Annotated in this window: 20 protein-coding genes and 1 tRNA gene; 9 read left to right on the plus strand and 12 right to left on the minus strand. The window is 65.1% G+C overall.

Annotated features, from left to right (window positions below):
- Window positions 1-62 precede the first annotated feature (62 nt).
- Window positions 63-1490 carry an AAA family ATPase gene (locus S2M10_RS04910; RefSeq protein ID WP_168845163.1) on the minus strand — a complete coding sequence of 476 codons (1428 nt, stop codon included), beginning with the start codon at window positions 1488-1490 and terminating at the stop codon, window positions 63-65.
- Between the two features lie 375 nt (window positions 1491-1865).
- Here S2M10_RS04910 and S2M10_RS04915 point away from each other — a divergent pair, with 375 nt between their 5' ends.
- Window positions 1866-2261, plus strand: coding sequence for a cupin domain-containing protein (locus S2M10_RS04915; protein WP_211090878.1), 396 nt, complete (start codon window positions 1866-1868; stop codon window positions 2259-2261).
- A gap of 39 nt (window positions 2262-2300) precedes the next feature.
- Here the strand turns inward: S2M10_RS04915 and S2M10_RS04920 are convergent, their stop codons facing one another.
- The 5 genes from S2M10_RS04920 to S2M10_RS04940 form a co-directional block, all read right to left on the minus strand.
- The gene (locus S2M10_RS04920) at window positions 2301-2498 is read right to left on the minus strand and encodes a hypothetical protein (protein ID WP_168845164.1); all 198 of its coding nucleotides are present in this window, start codon (window positions 2496-2498) and stop codon (window positions 2301-2303) included.
- A gap of 83 nt (window positions 2499-2581) precedes the next feature.
- A complete protein-coding gene (locus S2M10_RS04925; RefSeq protein WP_010544313.1) occupies window positions 2582-2794 on the minus strand; it encodes a cold-shock protein in 213 nt (70 codons plus the stop codon).
- Window positions 2795-3025: 231 nt separating this feature from the next.
- The gene (grpE, locus tag S2M10_RS04930) at window positions 3026-3583 is read right to left on the minus strand and encodes a nucleotide exchange factor GrpE (protein ID WP_168845165.1); all 558 of its coding nucleotides are present in this window, start codon (window positions 3581-3583) and stop codon (window positions 3026-3028) included.
- Between the two features lie 15 nt (window positions 3584-3598).
- Window positions 3599-4642, minus strand: coding sequence for a heat-inducible transcriptional repressor HrcA (gene hrcA, locus S2M10_RS04935; protein WP_168845166.1), 1044 nt, complete (start codon window positions 4640-4642; stop codon window positions 3599-3601).
- Window positions 4643-4677: 35 nt separating this feature from the next.
- Window positions 4678-5079, minus strand: a complete 402-nt coding sequence (locus S2M10_RS04940; protein ID WP_247650652.1) for a DUF6438 domain-containing protein — start codon at window positions 5077-5079, stop codon at window positions 4678-4680.
- Between the two features lie 258 nt (window positions 5080-5337).
- Here S2M10_RS04940 and rph point away from each other — a divergent pair, with 258 nt between their 5' ends.
- The 3 genes from rph (at window position 5338) to S2M10_RS04955 (ending at window position 7315) form a co-directional block, all read left to right on the plus strand.
- Entirely contained in the window at window positions 5338-6051 is a 714-nt protein-coding gene (gene rph, locus S2M10_RS04945; RefSeq protein WP_168845168.1) for a ribonuclease PH, read from the plus strand.
- Window positions 6048-6719: an RdgB/HAM1 family non-canonical purine NTP pyrophosphatase gene (gene rdgB / locus S2M10_RS04950; protein ID WP_168845169.1), complete on the plus strand. Its 672-nt coding sequence runs from the start codon at window positions 6048-6050 to the stop codon at window positions 6717-6719. Before rph ends, rdgB begins: the two co-directional genes overlap by 4 nt.
- Before the next feature lie 110 nt (window positions 6720-6829).
- Window positions 6830-7315, plus strand: coding sequence for a transcriptional regulator (locus tag S2M10_RS04955; protein ID WP_168845170.1), 486 nt, complete (start codon window positions 6830-6832; stop codon window positions 7313-7315).
- Here the strand turns inward: S2M10_RS04955 and S2M10_RS04960 are convergent.
- The gene (locus tag S2M10_RS04960; RefSeq protein ID WP_168845171.1) at window positions 7278-7511 is read right to left on the minus strand and encodes a hypothetical protein; all 234 of its coding nucleotides are present in this window, start codon (window positions 7509-7511) and stop codon (window positions 7278-7280) included. The two genes, S2M10_RS04955 and S2M10_RS04960, sit on opposite strands and share 38 nt — an antisense overlap.
- 123 nt (window positions 7512-7634) lie before the next feature.
- Between S2M10_RS04960 and S2M10_RS04965 the strand changes: the two genes are divergently transcribed.
- Window positions 7635-7835 carry a hypothetical protein gene (locus S2M10_RS04965; RefSeq protein WP_168845172.1) on the plus strand — a complete coding sequence of 67 codons (201 nt, stop codon included), beginning with the start codon at window positions 7635-7637 and terminating at the stop codon, window positions 7833-7835.
- Window positions 7836-7909: 74 nt separating this feature from the next.
- Here S2M10_RS04965 and S2M10_RS04970 read toward each other — a convergent pair.
- Window positions 7910-7996 (minus strand) — tRNA-Tyr (locus S2M10_RS04970).
- A gap of 123 nt (window positions 7997-8119) precedes the next feature.
- On the opposite strand from S2M10_RS04970, the gene S2M10_RS04975 reads away from it, so the two are divergent.
- Both S2M10_RS04975 and rlmB read left to right on the plus strand, forming a co-directional pair.
- Window positions 8120-9724, plus strand: coding sequence for a M20/M25/M40 family metallo-hydrolase (locus S2M10_RS04975; RefSeq protein ID WP_168845173.1), 1605 nt, complete (start codon window positions 8120-8122; stop codon window positions 9722-9724).
- Entirely contained in the window at window positions 9724-10470 is a 747-nt protein-coding gene (gene rlmB / locus S2M10_RS04980) for a 23S rRNA (guanosine(2251)-2'-O)-methyltransferase RlmB (RefSeq protein ID WP_168845174.1), read from the plus strand. Before S2M10_RS04975 ends, rlmB begins: the two co-directional genes overlap by 1 nt.
- A gap of 71 nt (window positions 10471-10541) precedes the next feature.
- Here the strand turns inward: rlmB and S2M10_RS04985 are convergent, their stop codons facing one another.
- The 4 genes from S2M10_RS04985 to S2M10_RS05000 all read right to left on the minus strand — a co-directional run bounded on the left by S2M10_RS04985 (window position 10542) and on the right by S2M10_RS05000 (window position 12539).
- Window positions 10542-10967 carry an OsmC family protein gene (locus tag S2M10_RS04985; protein ID WP_168845175.1) on the minus strand — a complete coding sequence of 142 codons (426 nt, stop codon included), beginning with the start codon at window positions 10965-10967 and terminating at the stop codon, window positions 10542-10544.
- 52 nt (window positions 10968-11019) lie between these two features.
- On the minus strand, window positions 11020-11430 hold the full coding sequence (locus S2M10_RS04990) for a glycine zipper 2TM domain-containing protein (protein ID WP_168845176.1): 411 nt from the start codon (window positions 11428-11430) through the stop codon (window positions 11020-11022).
- Window positions 11431-11517: 87 nt separating this feature from the next.
- Window positions 11518-12009, minus strand: coding sequence for a hypothetical protein (locus S2M10_RS04995; protein ID WP_168845177.1), 492 nt, complete (start codon window positions 12007-12009; stop codon window positions 11518-11520).
- Window positions 12010-12077: 68 nt separating this feature from the next.
- Entirely contained in the window at window positions 12078-12539 is a 462-nt protein-coding gene (locus tag S2M10_RS05000) for a hypothetical protein (protein ID WP_168845178.1), read from the minus strand.
- A gap of 175 nt (window positions 12540-12714) precedes the next feature.
- On the opposite strand from S2M10_RS05000, the gene S2M10_RS05005 reads away from it, so the two are divergent.
- Together S2M10_RS05005 and S2M10_RS05010 are read left to right on the plus strand one after the other, a co-directional pair.
- Window positions 12715-15462 carry a [protein-PII] uridylyltransferase gene (locus tag S2M10_RS05005; RefSeq protein WP_168845179.1) on the plus strand — a complete coding sequence of 916 codons (2748 nt, stop codon included), beginning with the start codon at window positions 12715-12717 and terminating at the stop codon, window positions 15460-15462.
- 14 nt (window positions 15463-15476) lie between these two features.
- A complete protein-coding gene (locus tag S2M10_RS05010) occupies window positions 15477-15860 on the plus strand; it encodes a VOC family protein (protein WP_168845180.1) in 384 nt (127 codons plus the stop codon).
- The last annotated feature ends 93 nt before the right edge of the window (window positions 15861-15953 follow it).

The following is a 15953-nucleotide window of genomic DNA, read 5'->3' on the forward strand; positions in this document are numbered from 1 at the left end:
GCGGCATAAATTTGAAAGCTTGATCAGTACCGGGTGGACCCCACACGTTCCACTCGAGGGCGTCATGTGAATGCTCGCCCAATTTTATTCATGAGCGCCTTGAACCCTGCCAATTCCTTGATGTCGAATGAGCCTCTTTTGAATTCCGTTAGGAACTCTGATTTTATCTTACTTTTTGCCGACCTTCTGATGTTCGCATCTTGAGAGCCCAGCAGAGCCACCGTCTCATAGTGGTCTGAAAACACCTTCTTTTTAATTGAAGATGGTACAAGGCCCTCAATGCAGTCCGACCCGGGCGTTTGGACTCCAACACCACAAAAATCACTTTCCGACGACAAACCAATCCTCTCAAGCGCTCTTGTAACTTCGTTAGCAGCATCTAGATCAAATGTGATGAACACCCTGATGAACTTATTTATCATGAACTGAAGAATAGAAGTGTTCTTTAGAGAGTCCTTACCCCCATAAGGCACAATTTCCACATCGGAAGGTATAGAATATATCCCTGGATATTTTTTTGCGATGTGATCAAAATATTCCTTATCTATTTCCCCCTCTACAAGGACAACTCTCCCCGCGTGAGTTCCAAACAACTTACTCCAGCTTGCAAATTCCTTCGGAACTATCCCAAGATTTTCCGCAAAAGGAAGCATCCAATCCGAGCCCCCAGTAGGTACTATTGTAGTTTCTTTTGGACTTCCACGAAATTGCTTTCGCTCTAAAAGATAATTGGCACTAGGGTCATTTTGGTTCAACATGTATGGACTATGAGTAGTGGCGATTATCTGCAAATCCAGCTCTTTGGCGATATCATTGAGTATCTGACCAAACTCCGCTTGAGCGGAAGGGTGGAGAAAACTCTCCGGCTCTTCAACGATAAACACGGGAGTTGTACGATGCTCCGCACTGACTGCCGACCGCATGCGGATTGCTTCCAGAACGGATATCAAAATCCTCGTCCTGTTTTGAGTTCCAGCACCCCAGCTTTTTAGGGAAACATCAACTCTTTTGTCAGTTAGTTTTACTTCCAATGGAAATTTGGAAGAGGGGCCATCACCTATTGAACTTAGCTCCACTTGCAGCTTTTCATTTAGACGCCCAAGAAGTTTATCGAGCTCCTCTTTATGCTGCTTCGCCGCACGCTTAACAGTGTTTTGAAACCTTGTCTGCGCTTCATTAATTTTCCGCCGATCATCTAACGAAAAATTTGTTTCCAGCACCTCAGGGAACGCCCCACCTGAATAGAATATTTCCCGTTGACTCTGCGTCGAATTGTGAACGATAAGATTTCCAGAGTTTCTCAGCTTTTTCAGTATCTCACTTGCAGTTTGCCCATCAATATCAATAGAATTGATCGAGCCAGTAAGATTAGAGTGACCTTCTTTGTTATATATTTGTGTTAGTTTTACAATAGCATCATTTTCTGTGATTTTAACGGGGCTGAATTTATCCACAAAGAAGTACAACTCTGAGTCTTCATCTTTATTCAAGTCTATTTCAATGCAAACACTTAGCTCTTCTTCCGAACACCACTGAGTTAGATCCCCGGCGAAAGAAATTCTACTCCGGAAGGGCGAGAATCTAAATGCTTCGTCGCTCTCTAAAAAAACTGGATAATTGATACCACTGCAGACTTTCCGGCATTATTACGCCTGGATATAGCGCAGTAGGTTGGCTTGAACTCCATGTGAAAATCTTCAAGTGTCCTGAAATTACTAGCTCTTATCGCGGTTATCTTCACGACGCTCCCCCTCCCTTTCAACATCCCCAATCTGTCGAAAATCGGCTCGCTATAAAAGGTCTATTATGCGATCGAGCAGCCGTATGGGTGTAATCCGCGCCGCAGCTCTCGGGTCAATATCTTCATGCCCCACCTCCCCACCAACCCCGCCCATCTCGGCCGCGCCGCCAGCGCCAGCGTCGAGCCCGATTTCACCGGCCCCGACTGGTTCGAGGCCTATGCCGCCCGCCACGAAGCGGACGGGCTGGAGGGCCGGCTGGTCTCGCAGTTCGCCTTCTCGACAAGCTGGGACTCGTGGGAGATGCACCCGCACGGCGCGGAGCTGGTGATCTGCACCCAGGGCGCCTGCACGCTCCACCAGGAACATGCCGACGGCAACACCGAGAGCGTGACGCTCGCGCCGGGCGATTATGCGATCAACCCGGCCGGCACGTGGCACACCGCCGATGTCGCGCCGGGCGGGAGCTGCACCGCGATCTTCATCACCCCCGGCATCGGCACCACCCATCGGCCGCGGTGACGTCGCCGCGCGGGGGCGGCGGCTATGGCAGGCGGCCGGTCAGAAGGCGGCGACGCGCGCCTCTTTTTCGGCCTCGTTGAGCGCGCGCTGGGTGGCGACCCGCTCGGCGCGGACGGCCATGGCTTCCCAGGCGGCCTGGGAACGGAGGTGCCGCTCGCGGACATTGTCGAGATCGCAGTTGGCGGCGGCGGTGCCGGCTTCGTCGGCGCGGGCGCGGAACAGTTCGATTTCGGTCATCGGCGGGGGTGTCCTCGCTGGGGAAAGAGGGAGGGACATGCGAAAACGGCGGCCCCGGATGGGACCGCCGCTTCGGGTTCAGGTCAGTCGGCCGCCTGGAGGTTGACCGCCGCCATCTTGCCGCGGCGGTCCTGCTCCAGTTCGTAGGTCACGCGCTGGTTCTGCTGCAGCGTGATCATGCCGGCGCGCTCCACCGCCGTGATGTGGACGAAGGCGTCGTTGCCGCCGGTATCCGGCGCGATGAAGCCATAGCCCTTGTCGGCGTTGAAGAACTTGACGGTGCCAGTGATGCTCATGTGTTTTCCTTGCATTGTCGGCGCGCCCCGTGTGGGCGGACCTCGCGCTTCAGGGGCAGGGATGGAAGGAAAACGGAGCCGCAAAGCACCAGAGACCAACGATTTGCGACTTCAGCAGCCCCTATGTGGGCTTTCATCGGCCGGAATGCAATGGCGGCGCCGGGAATTGCGCCGGGTTGCCGGGCCGGTGCGGCAAGGCCCCGCCCCGGTTCGGAGCGGGGCGAAGGCCGGTCAGTCGGGCTTCTTGGCGACGGCGACGAGCGCCGGGCGGAGCAGCCGGTCCTTGATCATGTAGCCGGACTGGATCTCCTGCACCACGGTGCCGGGTTCCTTGTCGGCGACGGGCATTTCCATCATCGCCTGGTGCTTGTTGGGGTCGAGCGTCTCGCCCAGCGCCACCACCTTGGAGATGCCGTGGCGGCCGAAGATCGCCTCCAGCTCGCGGCCGGTGGCCTCCAGGCCGGTGACGAGGCCCTTCATCTTCTCGTCCTCGCGCAGCTCGGCGGGGATCGCCTGCAGCGCCCGGCCGAGATTGTCGGCGACGGAGAGGATGTCGCGGGCGAAGCTGGTCGCCGCATAGGCACGCGCGTCCGCCACTTCCTTCTCGGTGCGGCGGCGGAGATTCTGCATGTCGGCCTGAACGTACAGATGCGCCTGCTTGGCCTCGGCCAGCTGCGCCTCCAGTTCGGCGACACGATCGTGCTCCGCCACTTCGGGTGCTGCCTGCGCGGTCTCGTCGCGCAGCGTTTCGCCCTGGGTCGGTTCGGTATGTTCGGTGTTCTCGGACATGGTTCCCTGTTTTCTTCAGGCCAGCAAACGGGCCAGTGTGGCCGCCGTAAAATCCACCATGGGCACGACGCGCGCATAGTTCAACCGGGTCGGGCCGATCACGCCGACGACGCCGACCACCCGACCGTCGAGCGAGCGCACCGGCTTGGCGATCACCGACGAGCCGGACAGCGCGAACAGCTTGTTCTCGGCACCGATGAAGATCCGCGCCGCCTCGCCTTCGCGGGCGCTGTCGAGCAGCCGCGCGATCTCCTCCTTGCCCTCCAGCTCGTCGAGCAGCTGGCGGACGCGGTCGAGATCCTCGGCGGCGTGCGTGTCAATCAGCCGGGCCTGGCCGCGCACGATCAGCACCGGGCGGCGGCCGCTGTCCTCGCTCCATACGGCGAGGCCGCGTTCGACCAGATCGGCGGCGGCGGCGTCGAGCGCGGCCTGTTGCTGGCGGAGCTCGCGCTCGATCCGGCCGCGCGCCTCGGCGAGCGTCAGCCCGGCGAGCGTCGCGCTCATGTAATTGGCGGCGCGCTGCAGCGACATCGGATCGACGCCGCCGGGCAGCTCGACCACGCGGTTCTCCACCGAGCCGTCCTCGCCGACCAGCACCGCGAGCGCGCGGTCCTGGCTCAAGGGCACGAAGCCGAACTGGCGCAGCACCGTCTCGGCCTTGGGCACGAGGACGAGGCCGGCGCAGGCGGATAGCCCGGACAGTGCCGCGGTGGTGCCGGCGATGGCGTCTTCCACCGGGCCGCCCGCGCCTGCCCGCGCCTCGATCGCCGCGCGCTCCTCGACCGAGGGCTCGCTGGCCTGCATCATCCCGTCGACGAACAGCCGGAGGCCGCTTTCGGTGGGCATGCGGCCGGCGCTGGTATGCGGTGCCGCGAGCAGGCCCAGCTCCTCCAGATCCTGCATCACGTTGCGGATCGACGCCGGCGACAGGTTGAGCGCCGAGATGCGCGAGATGGTGCGCGATCCCACCGGCGCGCCATTGTCGAGATAGGATTCCACCACGATGCGGAACACGTCGCGCGCGCGGTCGGTCAGCTCGTGGATCGGCGGCGTGATCATGGTGGCTGTTATCTAGGCGGTGCGACGGGTCGGCTTCAAGGCCGCGCGCCGATCAGACTTGCGATCGGCAGCAGGTCGGGCGCGGATCCCAGCGCGTCGGCAATGCCGGGGTTCCGCGTGCGGTCGCAGCCGAAATAATAGGCGAAGGCGCGGTGCCCCGCCTTCCCGTCCCACTGGACCTCGACGCTCGGCATGTCGGTGGCATGCGGGCCGCACGCCGGCGTGCCCGGTGCGGTGCGGATGCTGCCGGTACGCGGTCGGTAGGGCGCGAGGCGGGTGAGGAACGCCTCATATTGCGCAGGCGACACCCGGAAGTCGCGCGCGCCGCTCACCGCCGTGAAGCGCTGCCCCTCAAAGGTGCCGGTGCCGTCGTGCCGCACGGTGACGGTGTAGACCGGGCATGCCCCGCCACACGGGCTGGTGGCGTACCGGATCATCTCGCCGCGCACGATAGGCCCCGCCGGCATCCCATTGCCGACCGATGGCGGTAGCGGGCGGGAAGGCCTGACAGGCGCCGGACGCGCAAGCCGTTCGGGCGGTGCCCCCTGCGGAATGCAGCCGCCGAGCATCGCCCCGCCGAAAACCAGTGCAACCAACGGGCGCATAGGTGTCTTTCTCCCCTGATCGTGCAAGACTGGCGGAACGCGCCGCCACGGTCTAGGTGCCCGGCTCGATCTTTAGGGAGACTGAATCGCATGCGCCCATCCGGCCGCGCCCCCGACGAAATGCGGGAAATCACCATCACGCCGAACTTCACGCGCCATGCCGAAGGCTCGGTGCTGATCGGCTTCGGCGACACGCGCGTGCTGGTCACCGCCAGCGTCGAAGAGCGCGTGCCGCCGTTCCTGCGCGGCAAGGGCGAAGGCTGGGTGACGGCCGAATATGGCATGCTCCCCCGCGCCACCCACACCCGTGGCCAGCGCGAGGCCGCCAAGGGCAAGCAATCGGGCCGCACCCAGGAAATCCAGCGGCTGATCGGGCGCTCTCTCCGCGCCGTCACCGACCTCAAGCTGCTCGGCGAACGCCAGATCACGCTCGACTGCGACGTGCTCCAGGCCGATGGCGGCACCCGTACCGCAGCGATCTCGGGCGCCTGGGTGGCGCTGCGCCTCGCGGTCAACAAGCTGATCGCGGAAGGCGCGATCACAACCGATCCGATCACCACCCAGGTGGCGGCGGTGAGCTGCGGCATCTACCAGGGCACGCCGGTGCTCGACCTCGATTACCCCGAGGATTCGGCCGCCGATGCCGACGCCAATTTCGTGCTGCTCGCCAACGGCAACATCGCCGAGGCACAGGCCACCGCCGAGGGCGCGACCTATGACGAGGAAGGCCTGCTGCGCCTGCTCCGCCTCGCCCGTATCGGCTGCGCGCGCATCTTCGACGCCCAGCTGAAGGCCATCGGATGAGCGGCGAAGGCGACGCCCCCCAGGCGATCCGCAAGCTGGCACCCGGCAAGCTGGTGATCGCCAGCCACAATGAAGGCAAGGTGCGCGAGATCCGCGAACTGCTCGGTCCCTATGGGATCGAGCCGGTCTCTGCCGCCGAGCTCGACCTGCCCGAGCCCGAGGAGACCGGCACCAGCTTCGTCGCCAACGCCGAGCTCAAGGCGCTGCAGGCGGCGGACCTGTCCGGCCTGCCTGCCCTGGCCGACGATTCAGGGCTGTGCGTCGAGGCGCTGGGGCTCGCCCCGGGCATCTATTCCGCCCGCTGGGGCATGGCGGCGCCCGGCCTGGACGGCCTCGCGCCCGCCGCTCCGTTCGAAGGACGCGACTTCGGTCTGGCGATGCGACGGGTACAGGAAAAGCTCGACGCGCTGCCGCCCGAGACCAGTCGCGCCGCGCACTTCGTCTGTGCACTGGCACTTGCCTGGCCCGACGGCCATGTCGAATGGTTCGAAGGTCGTGTCCATGGCACGCTTGCCTGGCCACCACGCGGCGAAAACGGCTTCGGCTATGATCCGATGTTCGTGCCCATGGACCATGTGGAAACGTTCGGCGAAATGGATCCAGTGGCAAAACACGCGATGAGTCACCGCGCTGATGCGTTTCGGCAATTGGTGGCCGCAGTCTTTTGACGTCTCCCAGATCCGGTGGCATCAACTATTCACGGCTTCAAAGGTTTAAGCCGTCCTAAGGACGTCCATATGTTGATCAGGTAACGAACGATGCCTAAGCACGGGCAACGATGGAGGACAAATTGGGGGTGCGCGGCACCGAACTATTCGATGAAGTCGATGCGCGGCTGAGCGAAATCAAGAGGCTTTTCACACAGTTCGCTGGTGACGCCCCGTCGCCCGGCGATTCGCGGAAAACTCCGTTCGGCCGGCTCGACCTGGCGCGCATCATCCTTTGGGGCAGAGCCCTGCTGGAGCGGGAAGTCGCCCAGGATCTGTTCGCGGATCCGGCGTTCAACATCCTGCTGACGCTGTATGTCAGCCGCGCGGACGGCAAGGATGTCTCGACCTCCGCGGCCTGCACCGCATCGGGGGTGCCGACCACCACGGCATTGCGCTGGATCAACGCGCTTGCCCGACGCGGCATGATCCACAAGCGCAGCCTGGCCACCGACCGGCGGTTCACCTATCTGGAATTGAGCGAGAAGACCGGCGCCGCGCTGGACCGCTACTTCGATCTCATCTTGGATCGCGCAGCGCACCCGACGGCACCATGATGCCGTGCTTCGTCGTCAATCGTTCGAGCGAAAGCGAGATATTGGCTGCTTCGGCGTCTTCGCCCAGCCGGTCGAGCAGCGCAATCGCATGCACAAGATGCGTGCACACCGTCTCGATCCCTGCGCCCCGTTCATCCATTATCAAAAACTCGCGTATCTTTATATCCACATTGGATTTTTGAGTACGCAGGAACAAGTCAGGAGTTATCCCGACGCGGGACACACCTAGAGCACGGTTGAACGCAATCGCAAGCCATTGCGCATTGCTTCACTAGGTTCATTTTGAATATAATCCAGACTTCGCTTGCAAGGAAGCCCCGTGACGCCGCTTTCCACGTTACTCGAGCGCGCAGAAGCCGTTTATCTGACGCACGGGTCCGGGAGTGCGGCCTATCTTCTCGAGCAGATCGAAACCGCCATCCGCGAAGGCGCGCCGGTGCAGCGCATCTGCGAACTGGATCACCTGCTGCAACTGATCGAATATCGCGATCGCACGCTGGCGCTCTACGACACTCGCTGAGCGCGCGATCTCCGCGCAGCGCCTGGTCGTCGTGCCTTCCGATGCGATCGAGGTAGGATCGCTCGCAGCGGCGGTGGTGGATAGGGATGGATTCGAACCACCGTAGGGCGAAGCCCGGCAGATTTACAGTCTGCTGCCTTTAACCACTCGGCCACCTATCCATGGAGACCGCCGCTTGCGAGCGAGGTGGGCCCAATGCCGAAGCGGATCGAACCTGTCAACGCCTTGCGTGCACTCTTTTGCGCGCATAGCGTCCCGCCTTCACTTTTTTGGGGGGATAACCAATGCGTCGCACCTTGCTTGCTCTCACCGCCGCGCTGCTCGCCAGCGCGCCGATCGCCGCCCAGACGATCCAGACCACCCCCACCGACCGCGTGATCGATCAGGGCACCAACCACAGCGAGGTGATGCGAATCGCGCAGTATCTGACGGACGTGATCGGCGCCCGCCTCACCAACTCGCCGGGCATCCGCAAGGCCGAGGATTGGACCCAGGCCAAGTTCCGCGAATGGGGCTTGGTGGACGTCCACAAGGAAGGCTTCGCGTTCGGCCGCGGCTGGTCGAACGAGAAGCTGGCGGTGCGCATGGTCGCCCCCCGCCCGCTCCAGCTGATCGCCGCCCCCCTGCCCTGGACCCCCGGCACGAATGGTGCGGTCACCGGGGAGGTCGTGCTCGCCCCGCTCGCGGACGAGGCCGCCTTCGCGCAGTACAGGGGCAAGCTGAAGGGCAAGGTGGTGCTGATCACCGAACCCAAGGACATCGAGGACCCCACCGAGCCCGCGTTCAAGCGCTGGAGCGTCGAGGAACTGGCCAAGCGCGACTTCTACGACCTGCCCAACGGTGATGGCGAGCGCCCGTTCAACCCGGCCCGCTACACCTTCGCCGGCAAGCGCGACGCCTTCCTCAAGGAAGAGGGCGCGATCGGCTATGCGATCATGTCCAGCCGCAACGGCAAGCTGGTCCACGGCCAGAACAGCCAGTTCCAGGTCGGCCAGTCGGGTACCCTGCCGGGCATCGAGATCGCGGCCGAGGATTATCGCCGCCTCGCCCGCCTCGCCAAGATGGGCGCCAGGCCGACGCTGGAGATCGACTCGGTCAATCGCTTCGATGACAGCGACACCAAGGCCTACAACATCCTGGCGGACATCCCCGGCACCGATCCCAAGGCGGGCTATGTGATGGCCGGCGCGCATCTCGACAGCTGGGCGATGGGCGACGGCGCGGCGGACAACGCCGCGGGCAGCGCAATGGTGATGGAAGCGGCACGCATCATCCGCGCCTCCGGCATCAGGACCAAGCGCGCGATCCGCTTCGCGCTGTGGGCAGGCGAGGAACAGGGCCTGCTCGGTTCGATGGCCTATGTCGAAGCGCACGTCGCCAAGCGCCCGGTCGACCCCAGCGCGGGCGGCATCGTCCGCTACATGACCTGGAGCCGCGCCTTCCCGATCACGCCGGGGCCGGACCACGGCAAGCTCGCCGCCTATTTCAATCTGGACAATGGATCGGGCAAGATCCGCGGCATCTATGCACAGGGCAACACTGCGGTGATGCCGATCTTCGAGCAGTGGTTCACGCCGTTCCACGCCATGGGCGCAACGATGGTCTCCGCGCGGCGTACCGGCAGCACCGACCATGTCTTCTTCGACGCGGTCGGCATTCCCGCGTTCCAGTTCATCCAGGACCCCCTCGACTATGGCTCCATGGTGCACCATACGGACGTCGACACGTTCGATCATCTGAAGGCCGACGATATGCGCCAGGGCGCAACCATCCTCGCCGCATTCCTGATCAACGCCGCCAACAGCGATCAGCCGCTGCCGCGCGCGCCGCTTGCGACCGCGCCGACCCCGGCCGATCGTTTCTATCCCTTCCCGGAGTCCGCACACTGATGAAACGTCGAGGCCATCGTCCCAGCCAAGCCCCTGCATCGCGGCCGCGCTTCTACGGCCGCCACGCGGTGCTCGCGGCACTCGCGAACCCGGAGCGGACGGTGCGCAAGATCTGGGGCACGCGCGAGGCGCTGTCGGCGCTGGACCTGCCCCCGGTCATCCCGATCACCTATGCCGACGTCGCCGATCTCGGCCGCCTCGTGCCGTCGGACGCGCCGCACCAGGGCCTGGTGGCCGAAGTCGACCCGCTCGAGGAGATCTGGCTCGGCGATCTGCTCGAACAGGGCGCCGAGGACAAGCGCCCGCTGCTGGTGCTCGACCAGGTAACCGATCCGCACAATGTCGGCGCGATCCTGCGCTCGGCGGCGGCGTTCGACGCGCTCGGCATCGTCACGCAGGACCGCCACGCGCCGCCCGAGACCGGCACCCTCGCCCGCTCGGCGGCAGGGACGCTGGAGGTGGTGCCCTGGGTGCGCGTGGTGAACCTGTCGCGCGCGCTGGACGAGATCGCCGAGGCGGGCTTCTGGCGCGTCGGCCTCACCGGCCATGCCAAGGCGACGCTGGGCGAAGTGATGGGCGAGGGCCGCGTCGCGCTGGTGCTCGGCGCCGAAGGCGAAGGGATGCGCCAGAATACCGAGGCGCATTGCGACGAACTGGCCCGCCTGCCGATCTCGCCCAAGGTGGAAAGCCTGAACGTGTCGAACGCCGCCGCCGTGGCGCTCTATGCGGTGAACACGCGCGGCTGACCCACGATACGAGAACGGACGGGTGCGATCCGCACCCGCCCGCCCTCTCCACACCCCTTTGGGGATAGGGTTCAGCCCAGTTCCCACTCCAGGGCGATCTGGGCCTTGAGCAGCTTGGACACCGGGCAGTTCGCCTCGGCACCCTTGGCGAGCGCCTCGAACTGCTCCTCGCTGATGCCGGGCACTTCGGCGTGCAACTTCAGATCCGAACGGGTGATGGTGAAGCCGTCGCCGTCCTGCTCCAGCTTCACCGCCGCGGTGGTCTCGAGCGTGCCGTCGGTGAAGTCCGCCTGGGCGAGCGCGAAGCTCAGCGCCATGGTGAAGCAGCCGGCATGCGCCGCCGCGATCAGCTCTTCCGGATTGGTGCCCTTCTCGTCCCCGAAGCGCGTGTTGAAGCTGTAGGGAGTCGCCTCCAGTACGCCCGAAGGGCTGGTCAGCTGGCCTTTGCCCTCCTTGCCGAAGCCGGTGTACCGGGCGGTGGCGGTGCGCGTGGTCATGGCAGGCTCCTGGAAAAGAACGGGCCGGGGAATGGACCCCGGCCCGTTGCTATCACTTGCACGTGACGTTGTTGCGATCGATCGAGCGACCCGCCGCCGCGCCCGCCGCTGCGCCGAGCAGCGTGCCCAGCGTCTGCGATCCACCGGGCGCGATGATGTTGCCGAGCAGGCCGCCGGCGACGCCGCCGACGATCAGGCCGGTCGTGCCGTCGTTGCGGCGGCAATAATAGCGCCCGTCCTGGCCGCGATAGACGCGATCATTCTGCGACAGGCGACGCGCGTGGGCGCGCGGATTGTCGCGATAATAGCGATCGGCATAATAGCCGTTATAGGCCGGATCCGGGCGGTTATAGTCGTACTGGCGGTAGCCGCGATCGCCGGCGCTGCCGAGGCCGTAGCCGCCTTCGGTGCAACCGGAAACCAGCGTCGCTGCAGCGACCATGCTCAAAGCGAAGATGCGCATCGGGTCTCTCTCCTGATCCCTGTTGGAAGTGCGTGGGCAATGCGCGGCCGCGCGGAAGGTTGCGCGGCCGTGCCGATCCGGGGAGGATCAGGACGGCGCCGCGTCGTTGCGGCGAAGCTCGTCGGCCTGGCCGGCGACCAGCGTCGGAGCCGACCCGCCCGCCAGTGCCGGCGCGAAGGCCTCGCGCTCATTGGCCGGGATCGACGCGGTGGGATCGGGACGAAACTGCTCGATCGCGCGCTGGCTTCCATCCGGATGGCTGTCGCCCATCAGGTCGGTCGGCACGGTGCCCGGTTCGGCGGCGGCGCGACGGTTGCGCAGGATGCCGAAGGCGATCGCGCCGATGGCGCCCAGCCCGGTTGCGGCGATCGCTGCGATTCCCGTCCGACCCAGCGTCGAGCGCTTCTGGACCTTGGCCGCAGCAGCCGCTGCCTTGGGCGTGCGCTTGGGGCGCGGCTTGGGCGCGGGCTTTGCCGCCGCCGGCTCGGCCTTGGCGTCGGCCGCCGATGTGGTGGTGGCAGCCTTGGGCGTGCGCTTGCGGGGCGTGGTGGACTTCGGCGTCTTGCTGGCAGTGGCCATCGAGATCTCCTTTCGGTTACGGCACGGTCAACGGGCCGAGGCGCCGGCCTGTTCCGCGCCGCGCACGATCACTGCGCACAGATCCGGGTTCGGCCGTTCACCCAGCAGCCGTTCTGCAGCGTGACCACGCCGAGCGGGTCCATCGCCTTGTCGTCGTCGGGATCCTGGTTCCAGGTCGCATCCGCCTTGCCGTCGGCGCGGGTGGTGACGACGGCGAAGTGCGACTGGGCGGGCTTGCCCGCGCTCCAGGTGTTCAGCGTGTAGCCGCCGTCGCCCATCGGATAGACCTGGCAGCGACCGTCGAGCAGCGTCTTGCCATCGACCTCGAAGCGGCAGTGCCTGGCGGCGGAATGGGGCACGGTTCCGTCCTCTGCCACCAACATGGTGCTGGGGGACGGCGTCGGGCTGGGGCGCGCGACGACGGGCCCGTTGGCGATCGCCGTCGCGTTGGTGTCGGCGGCCTGCGGGCTGTTGCAGGCTGCGAGCGGAGCGAGGAGCAGCAGCGTCGCCGCGATGGAGCGGGTCTTCACGGGCAAATGGCGTCTCCGCAAGGGGTTGCGCGCCCTACCCGCGTGACTGCGTTTTGGTTCCCGCGCAGACGGTGAGGCCAGCAATAGACCCGCCCCCGAAGGGGAGGGGCTTAAATCGTCTTCCCCCCTCCCTTCCCGCGTGAACTTCCCCCCAATTCCTCCTATCTGACTCCCCATGCCGACCCGCTTCGCTTCCGTTCCCCATCGTCGCGCCCTGATCGACCGCCGCGCCGTCGCCGAGCGCCTCGCCGCGCTGGAGGCGCGCGACACCGCTGCGCTGCGCCAGGCAGGCGCCACCGAACTCAAGGCGGCGCTCGACGCCGGCCACGCCGAGATCGCGCGCCGCCTCGCCGAGCATCCCTCGCGCGGACTCGAGGCAGCAGCGGCCGGCGCCTTCCTCACCGACCAGATCCTTCGCCTGCTCTGGGACTTTACCGTCGAGCGGCTCCACCCCAATGCCAACCCCACCGCCGCCGAGCGGATGACGCTGATCGCGGTGGGCGGCTATGGCCGCGGCGAAATGGCGCCGCATTCGGATATCGATATCGGCTTCCTTACCCCCTGGAAGGTCACCGGCTGGAGCGAGCAGGTGATCGAATCCATGCTCTATTCGCTGTGGGACATGCGGCTGAAGGTGGGGCATTCGTCCCGCTCGCTGGACGAGATGGTGCGACAGGCCAAGGCCGACGTCACCGTCTGCACCGCGCTGCTCGAGGCGCGCTACGTTTGGGGCGATACCGAGCTGTATGACGAGGCGGCGAAGCGCTTCAAGGCCGAGATCCAGGCCGACAGCGCGCGCGGCTTCATCACTGCCAAGCTGGAAGAGCGCAACGCCCGGCACAAGAAGATGGGCGACAGCCGCTATGTCGTCGAACCCAATGTGAAGGAAGGCAAGGGCGGCCTGCGCGACCTCCACACGCTCTTCTGGATCGGCAAGTTCGCCTATAATGTCCGCGAGCCCGCCGAGCTGGTCGAGGCCGGGCTGCTGACACCCGCGGAGTATCGCCAGTTCCGCCGTGCCGAGAATTTCCTCTGGGCGGTGCGCTGCCAGCTCCACCTGATCACCAACCGCCCCGAGGACCGCCTCACCTTCGACGTGCAGCGCGAGATCGCCGATCGAATGCGCTTCGCCGATCGGCCGGGCATGTCCAAGGTGGAGCGGTTCATGCGCTATTACTTCCTCCAGGCGAAGGTGGTGGGCGACCTCACCGGCGTCTTCCTCGCGCATCTCGACGAGAAGTTCGCCGCGCGCGGCCGCCGCTTCGGTTTCCCGGCGCTGTGGCGCGGACGGCGCAAGCTCAAGGGCTTCGTGCTCGAGCGCGGCCGGCTGGCGCTGCCCCGCGATACCTTCTTCCGCGAGGATCCGGTCCGCCTGATCGAACTGTTCGCGCTCGCCGACCAGCATGAGGTGGAGATCCACCCGCTCGCGATGCGCGCCGCCGCCCGCGACGCCAAGCTGGTCGACGACGTCCGCAACGATCCCCGCGCCAACGCGCTGTTCCTCGACGTGCTCACCTCGAAGCGCGACCCCGAAACGGTGCTGCGCTGGATGAACGAGGCGGGCGTGTTCGGCCGCTTCGTGCCGGACTTCGGCCGCGTCGTCGCGCAGATGCAGTTCGACATGTACCACCATTATACGGTGGACGAGCATTCGATCCGCGCGATCGGGCTGCTCAGCAGGATCGAGAAGGGCCAGCTCAAGGAAGACCATCCGCTGGCCAGCGGCATTCTCCACCAGCTCGCCTCGCGGCGTGCGCTCTACGTCGCGGTGCTGCTGCACGACATCGCCAAGGGCCGCAGCGGCGACCATTCGATCCTAGGCGCCGAAGTCGCCGAGCGGCTGTGCCCGCGGCTGGGCCTCACCCCCGGCGAGACCGAGATGGTCGCCTGGCTGGTGCGCTGGCACCTGCTGATGTCCGCCACCGCATTCAAGCGCGACCTGGCCGACTTCAAGACGATCCTCGACTTCACCGCCCAGGTGCAGAGCGCCGAGCGGCTGCGCATGCTGCTGGCGCTGACCGTGGTCGATATCCGCGCGGTCGGTCCCGGCGTGTGGAACGGCTGGAAGCGCCAGCTGCTCGGCGGGCTCTATGAAGCCGCCGAGGAAGTGCTGCGGCTCGGCCACAAGCAGCGCGGCCGCACCGAACGGATCGCCGCCAAGCAGGACGAGCTGGGCGCGGCACTCGGGTGGGAACCGGCAAGGTTCGAGGCGTTCAGGAAGCGCTTCACCGAAAGCTACTGGATTGCCGAGCCGGTCGACGTGCTGGCGCGCAACGCTGCGATGGTGGCCGAGGCCGGCAACGCGACGCTGCATGTAGAGGCACAGGTCTATCCCGATCGCGGCGCGACGCTGGTAACGGTCTATGCCGCCGACCATCCCGGCCTGTTCTATCGCATCGCCGGCGCTATCCATGTCGCCGGCGGCAACATCATCGACGCGCGCATCCACACCACGCGCGACGGCATGGCGCTCGACAATTTCCTGGTGCAGGACCCGTTCGGCCAGCCGTTCGACGAAGAGGCGCGGCTGAATCGGCTCAAGACCGGCATCGCCGATGCGCTGGCCAACCGGGCACGACTTTCCGAGCGGCTCAAGACCAAGGCGCCGGTACGGCCGCGCGCAGATGCCTTTTCGATCGAACCCAATGTGTTCATCGACAACAAGGCATCGAACCGCTTCACCGTCATCGAAGTGAATGCCCGCGATCGGCCGGCACTGCTCTACAGCCTCGCCAATGCGCTGTTCCAGTCGAAGGTGACGATCCATTCGGCGCATGTCGCCACCTATGGCGAGCGCGCGGTCGATACCTTCTACCTGACCGACCTGATCGGCGATAAGATCAGCTCGACGTCGCGACTCAAGACGATCGAGCGGCGCCTGCTGGAAGCCGCGGCCGGCGAGGAGATCGCCCAGGCCGCCTGATCGGGGGGAAGGACATGCCGGTAGTGGGACTTGGCGGCTTTTTCTTTCGGGCGGAGGATCCGGAGGGGCTGAAAAGCTGGTACCAGGAAATGCTGGGCGTCGGCGGCGGGTGCGGCACCGATGCCAGCGGTCAGGCAAGCCCGTGGTTCTGGTATCCCGAACCCGGCGGCGTCATCTTCCAGCCGTTCCAGCCGGACAGCACCTATTACGCCGCGGACAAGCAGGTGATGCTGAACCTGCGGGTGGTCGATCTCGACGGGTTGCTGGAGCAGCTCAACGCCGCGGGCGTGGCGATCGAAACGCGCGCCGAGTGGGACACGCCGGAAACCGGCCGCTTCGCCCGCATCCACGATCCGGAGGGCAATCCGATCGAGCTGTGGGAACCGCCGGCGGAGTAGGGTCTAGGGTGGGCGCACCTCCGCCCCACTACCCTCGTCATTCCCGCGAAGGCGGGAATCCATTTGCCAGGACGCCCGGGGGAGAGAACCGCC

This window comes from Sphingomonas sp. S2M10 (genome assembly GCF_012650175.1).
GTDB lineage: Bacteria > Pseudomonadota > Alphaproteobacteria > Sphingomonadales > Sphingomonadaceae > Sphingomonas.

What these genes read in the sequence shown, in the direction of transcription:
- S2M10_RS04915 (WP_211090878.1), top strand. Translation starts at nt 1,866, where the DNA reads ATGCCCCACCTCCCCACCAACCCCGCCCATCTCGGCCGCGCCGCCAGC.
- S2M10_RS04920 (WP_168845164.1), bottom strand. Translation starts at nt 2,498, where the DNA reads ATGACCGAAATCGAACTGTTCCGCGCCCGCGCCGACGAAGCCGGCACC.
- S2M10_RS04925 (WP_010544313.1), bottom strand. Translation starts at nt 2,794, where the DNA reads ATGAGCATCACTGGCACCGTCAAGTTCTTCAACGCCGACAAGGGCTAT.
- grpE (WP_168845165.1), bottom strand. Translation starts at nt 3,583, where the DNA reads ATGTCCGAGAACACCGAACATACCGAACCGACCCAGGGCGAAACGCTG.
- hrcA (WP_168845166.1), bottom strand. Translation starts at nt 4,642, where the DNA reads ATGATCACGCCGCCGATCCACGAGCTGACCGACCGCGCGCGCGACGTG.
- S2M10_RS04940 (WP_247650652.1), bottom strand. Translation starts at nt 5,079, where the DNA reads ATGATCCGGTACGCCACCAGCCCGTGTGGCGGGGCATGCCCGGTCTAC.
- rph (WP_168845168.1), top strand. Translation starts at nt 5,338, where the DNA reads ATGCGCCCATCCGGCCGCGCCCCCGACGAAATGCGGGAAATCACCATC.
- rdgB (WP_168845169.1), top strand. Translation starts at nt 6,048, where the DNA reads ATGAGCGGCGAAGGCGACGCCCCCCAGGCGATCCGCAAGCTGGCACCC.
- S2M10_RS04955 (WP_168845170.1), top strand. Translation starts at nt 6,830, where the DNA reads ATGGAGGACAAATTGGGGGTGCGCGGCACCGAACTATTCGATGAAGTC.
- S2M10_RS04975 (WP_168845173.1), top strand. Translation starts at nt 8,120, where the DNA reads ATGCGTCGCACCTTGCTTGCTCTCACCGCCGCGCTGCTCGCCAGCGCG.
- rlmB (WP_168845174.1), top strand. Translation starts at nt 9,724, where the DNA reads ATGAAACGTCGAGGCCATCGTCCCAGCCAAGCCCCTGCATCGCGGCCG.
- S2M10_RS04985 (WP_168845175.1), bottom strand. Translation starts at nt 10,967, where the DNA reads ATGACCACGCGCACCGCCACCGCCCGGTACACCGGCTTCGGCAAGGAG.
- S2M10_RS04990 (WP_168845176.1), bottom strand. Translation starts at nt 11,430, where the DNA reads ATGCGCATCTTCGCTTTGAGCATGGTCGCTGCAGCGACGCTGGTTTCC.
- S2M10_RS04995 (WP_168845177.1), bottom strand. Translation starts at nt 12,009, where the DNA reads ATGGCCACTGCCAGCAAGACGCCGAAGTCCACCACGCCCCGCAAGCGC.
- S2M10_RS05005 (WP_168845179.1), top strand. Translation starts at nt 12,715, where the DNA reads ATGCCGACCCGCTTCGCTTCCGTTCCCCATCGTCGCGCCCTGATCGAC.
- S2M10_RS05010 (WP_168845180.1), top strand. Translation starts at nt 15,477, where the DNA reads ATGCCGGTAGTGGGACTTGGCGGCTTTTTCTTTCGGGCGGAGGATCCG.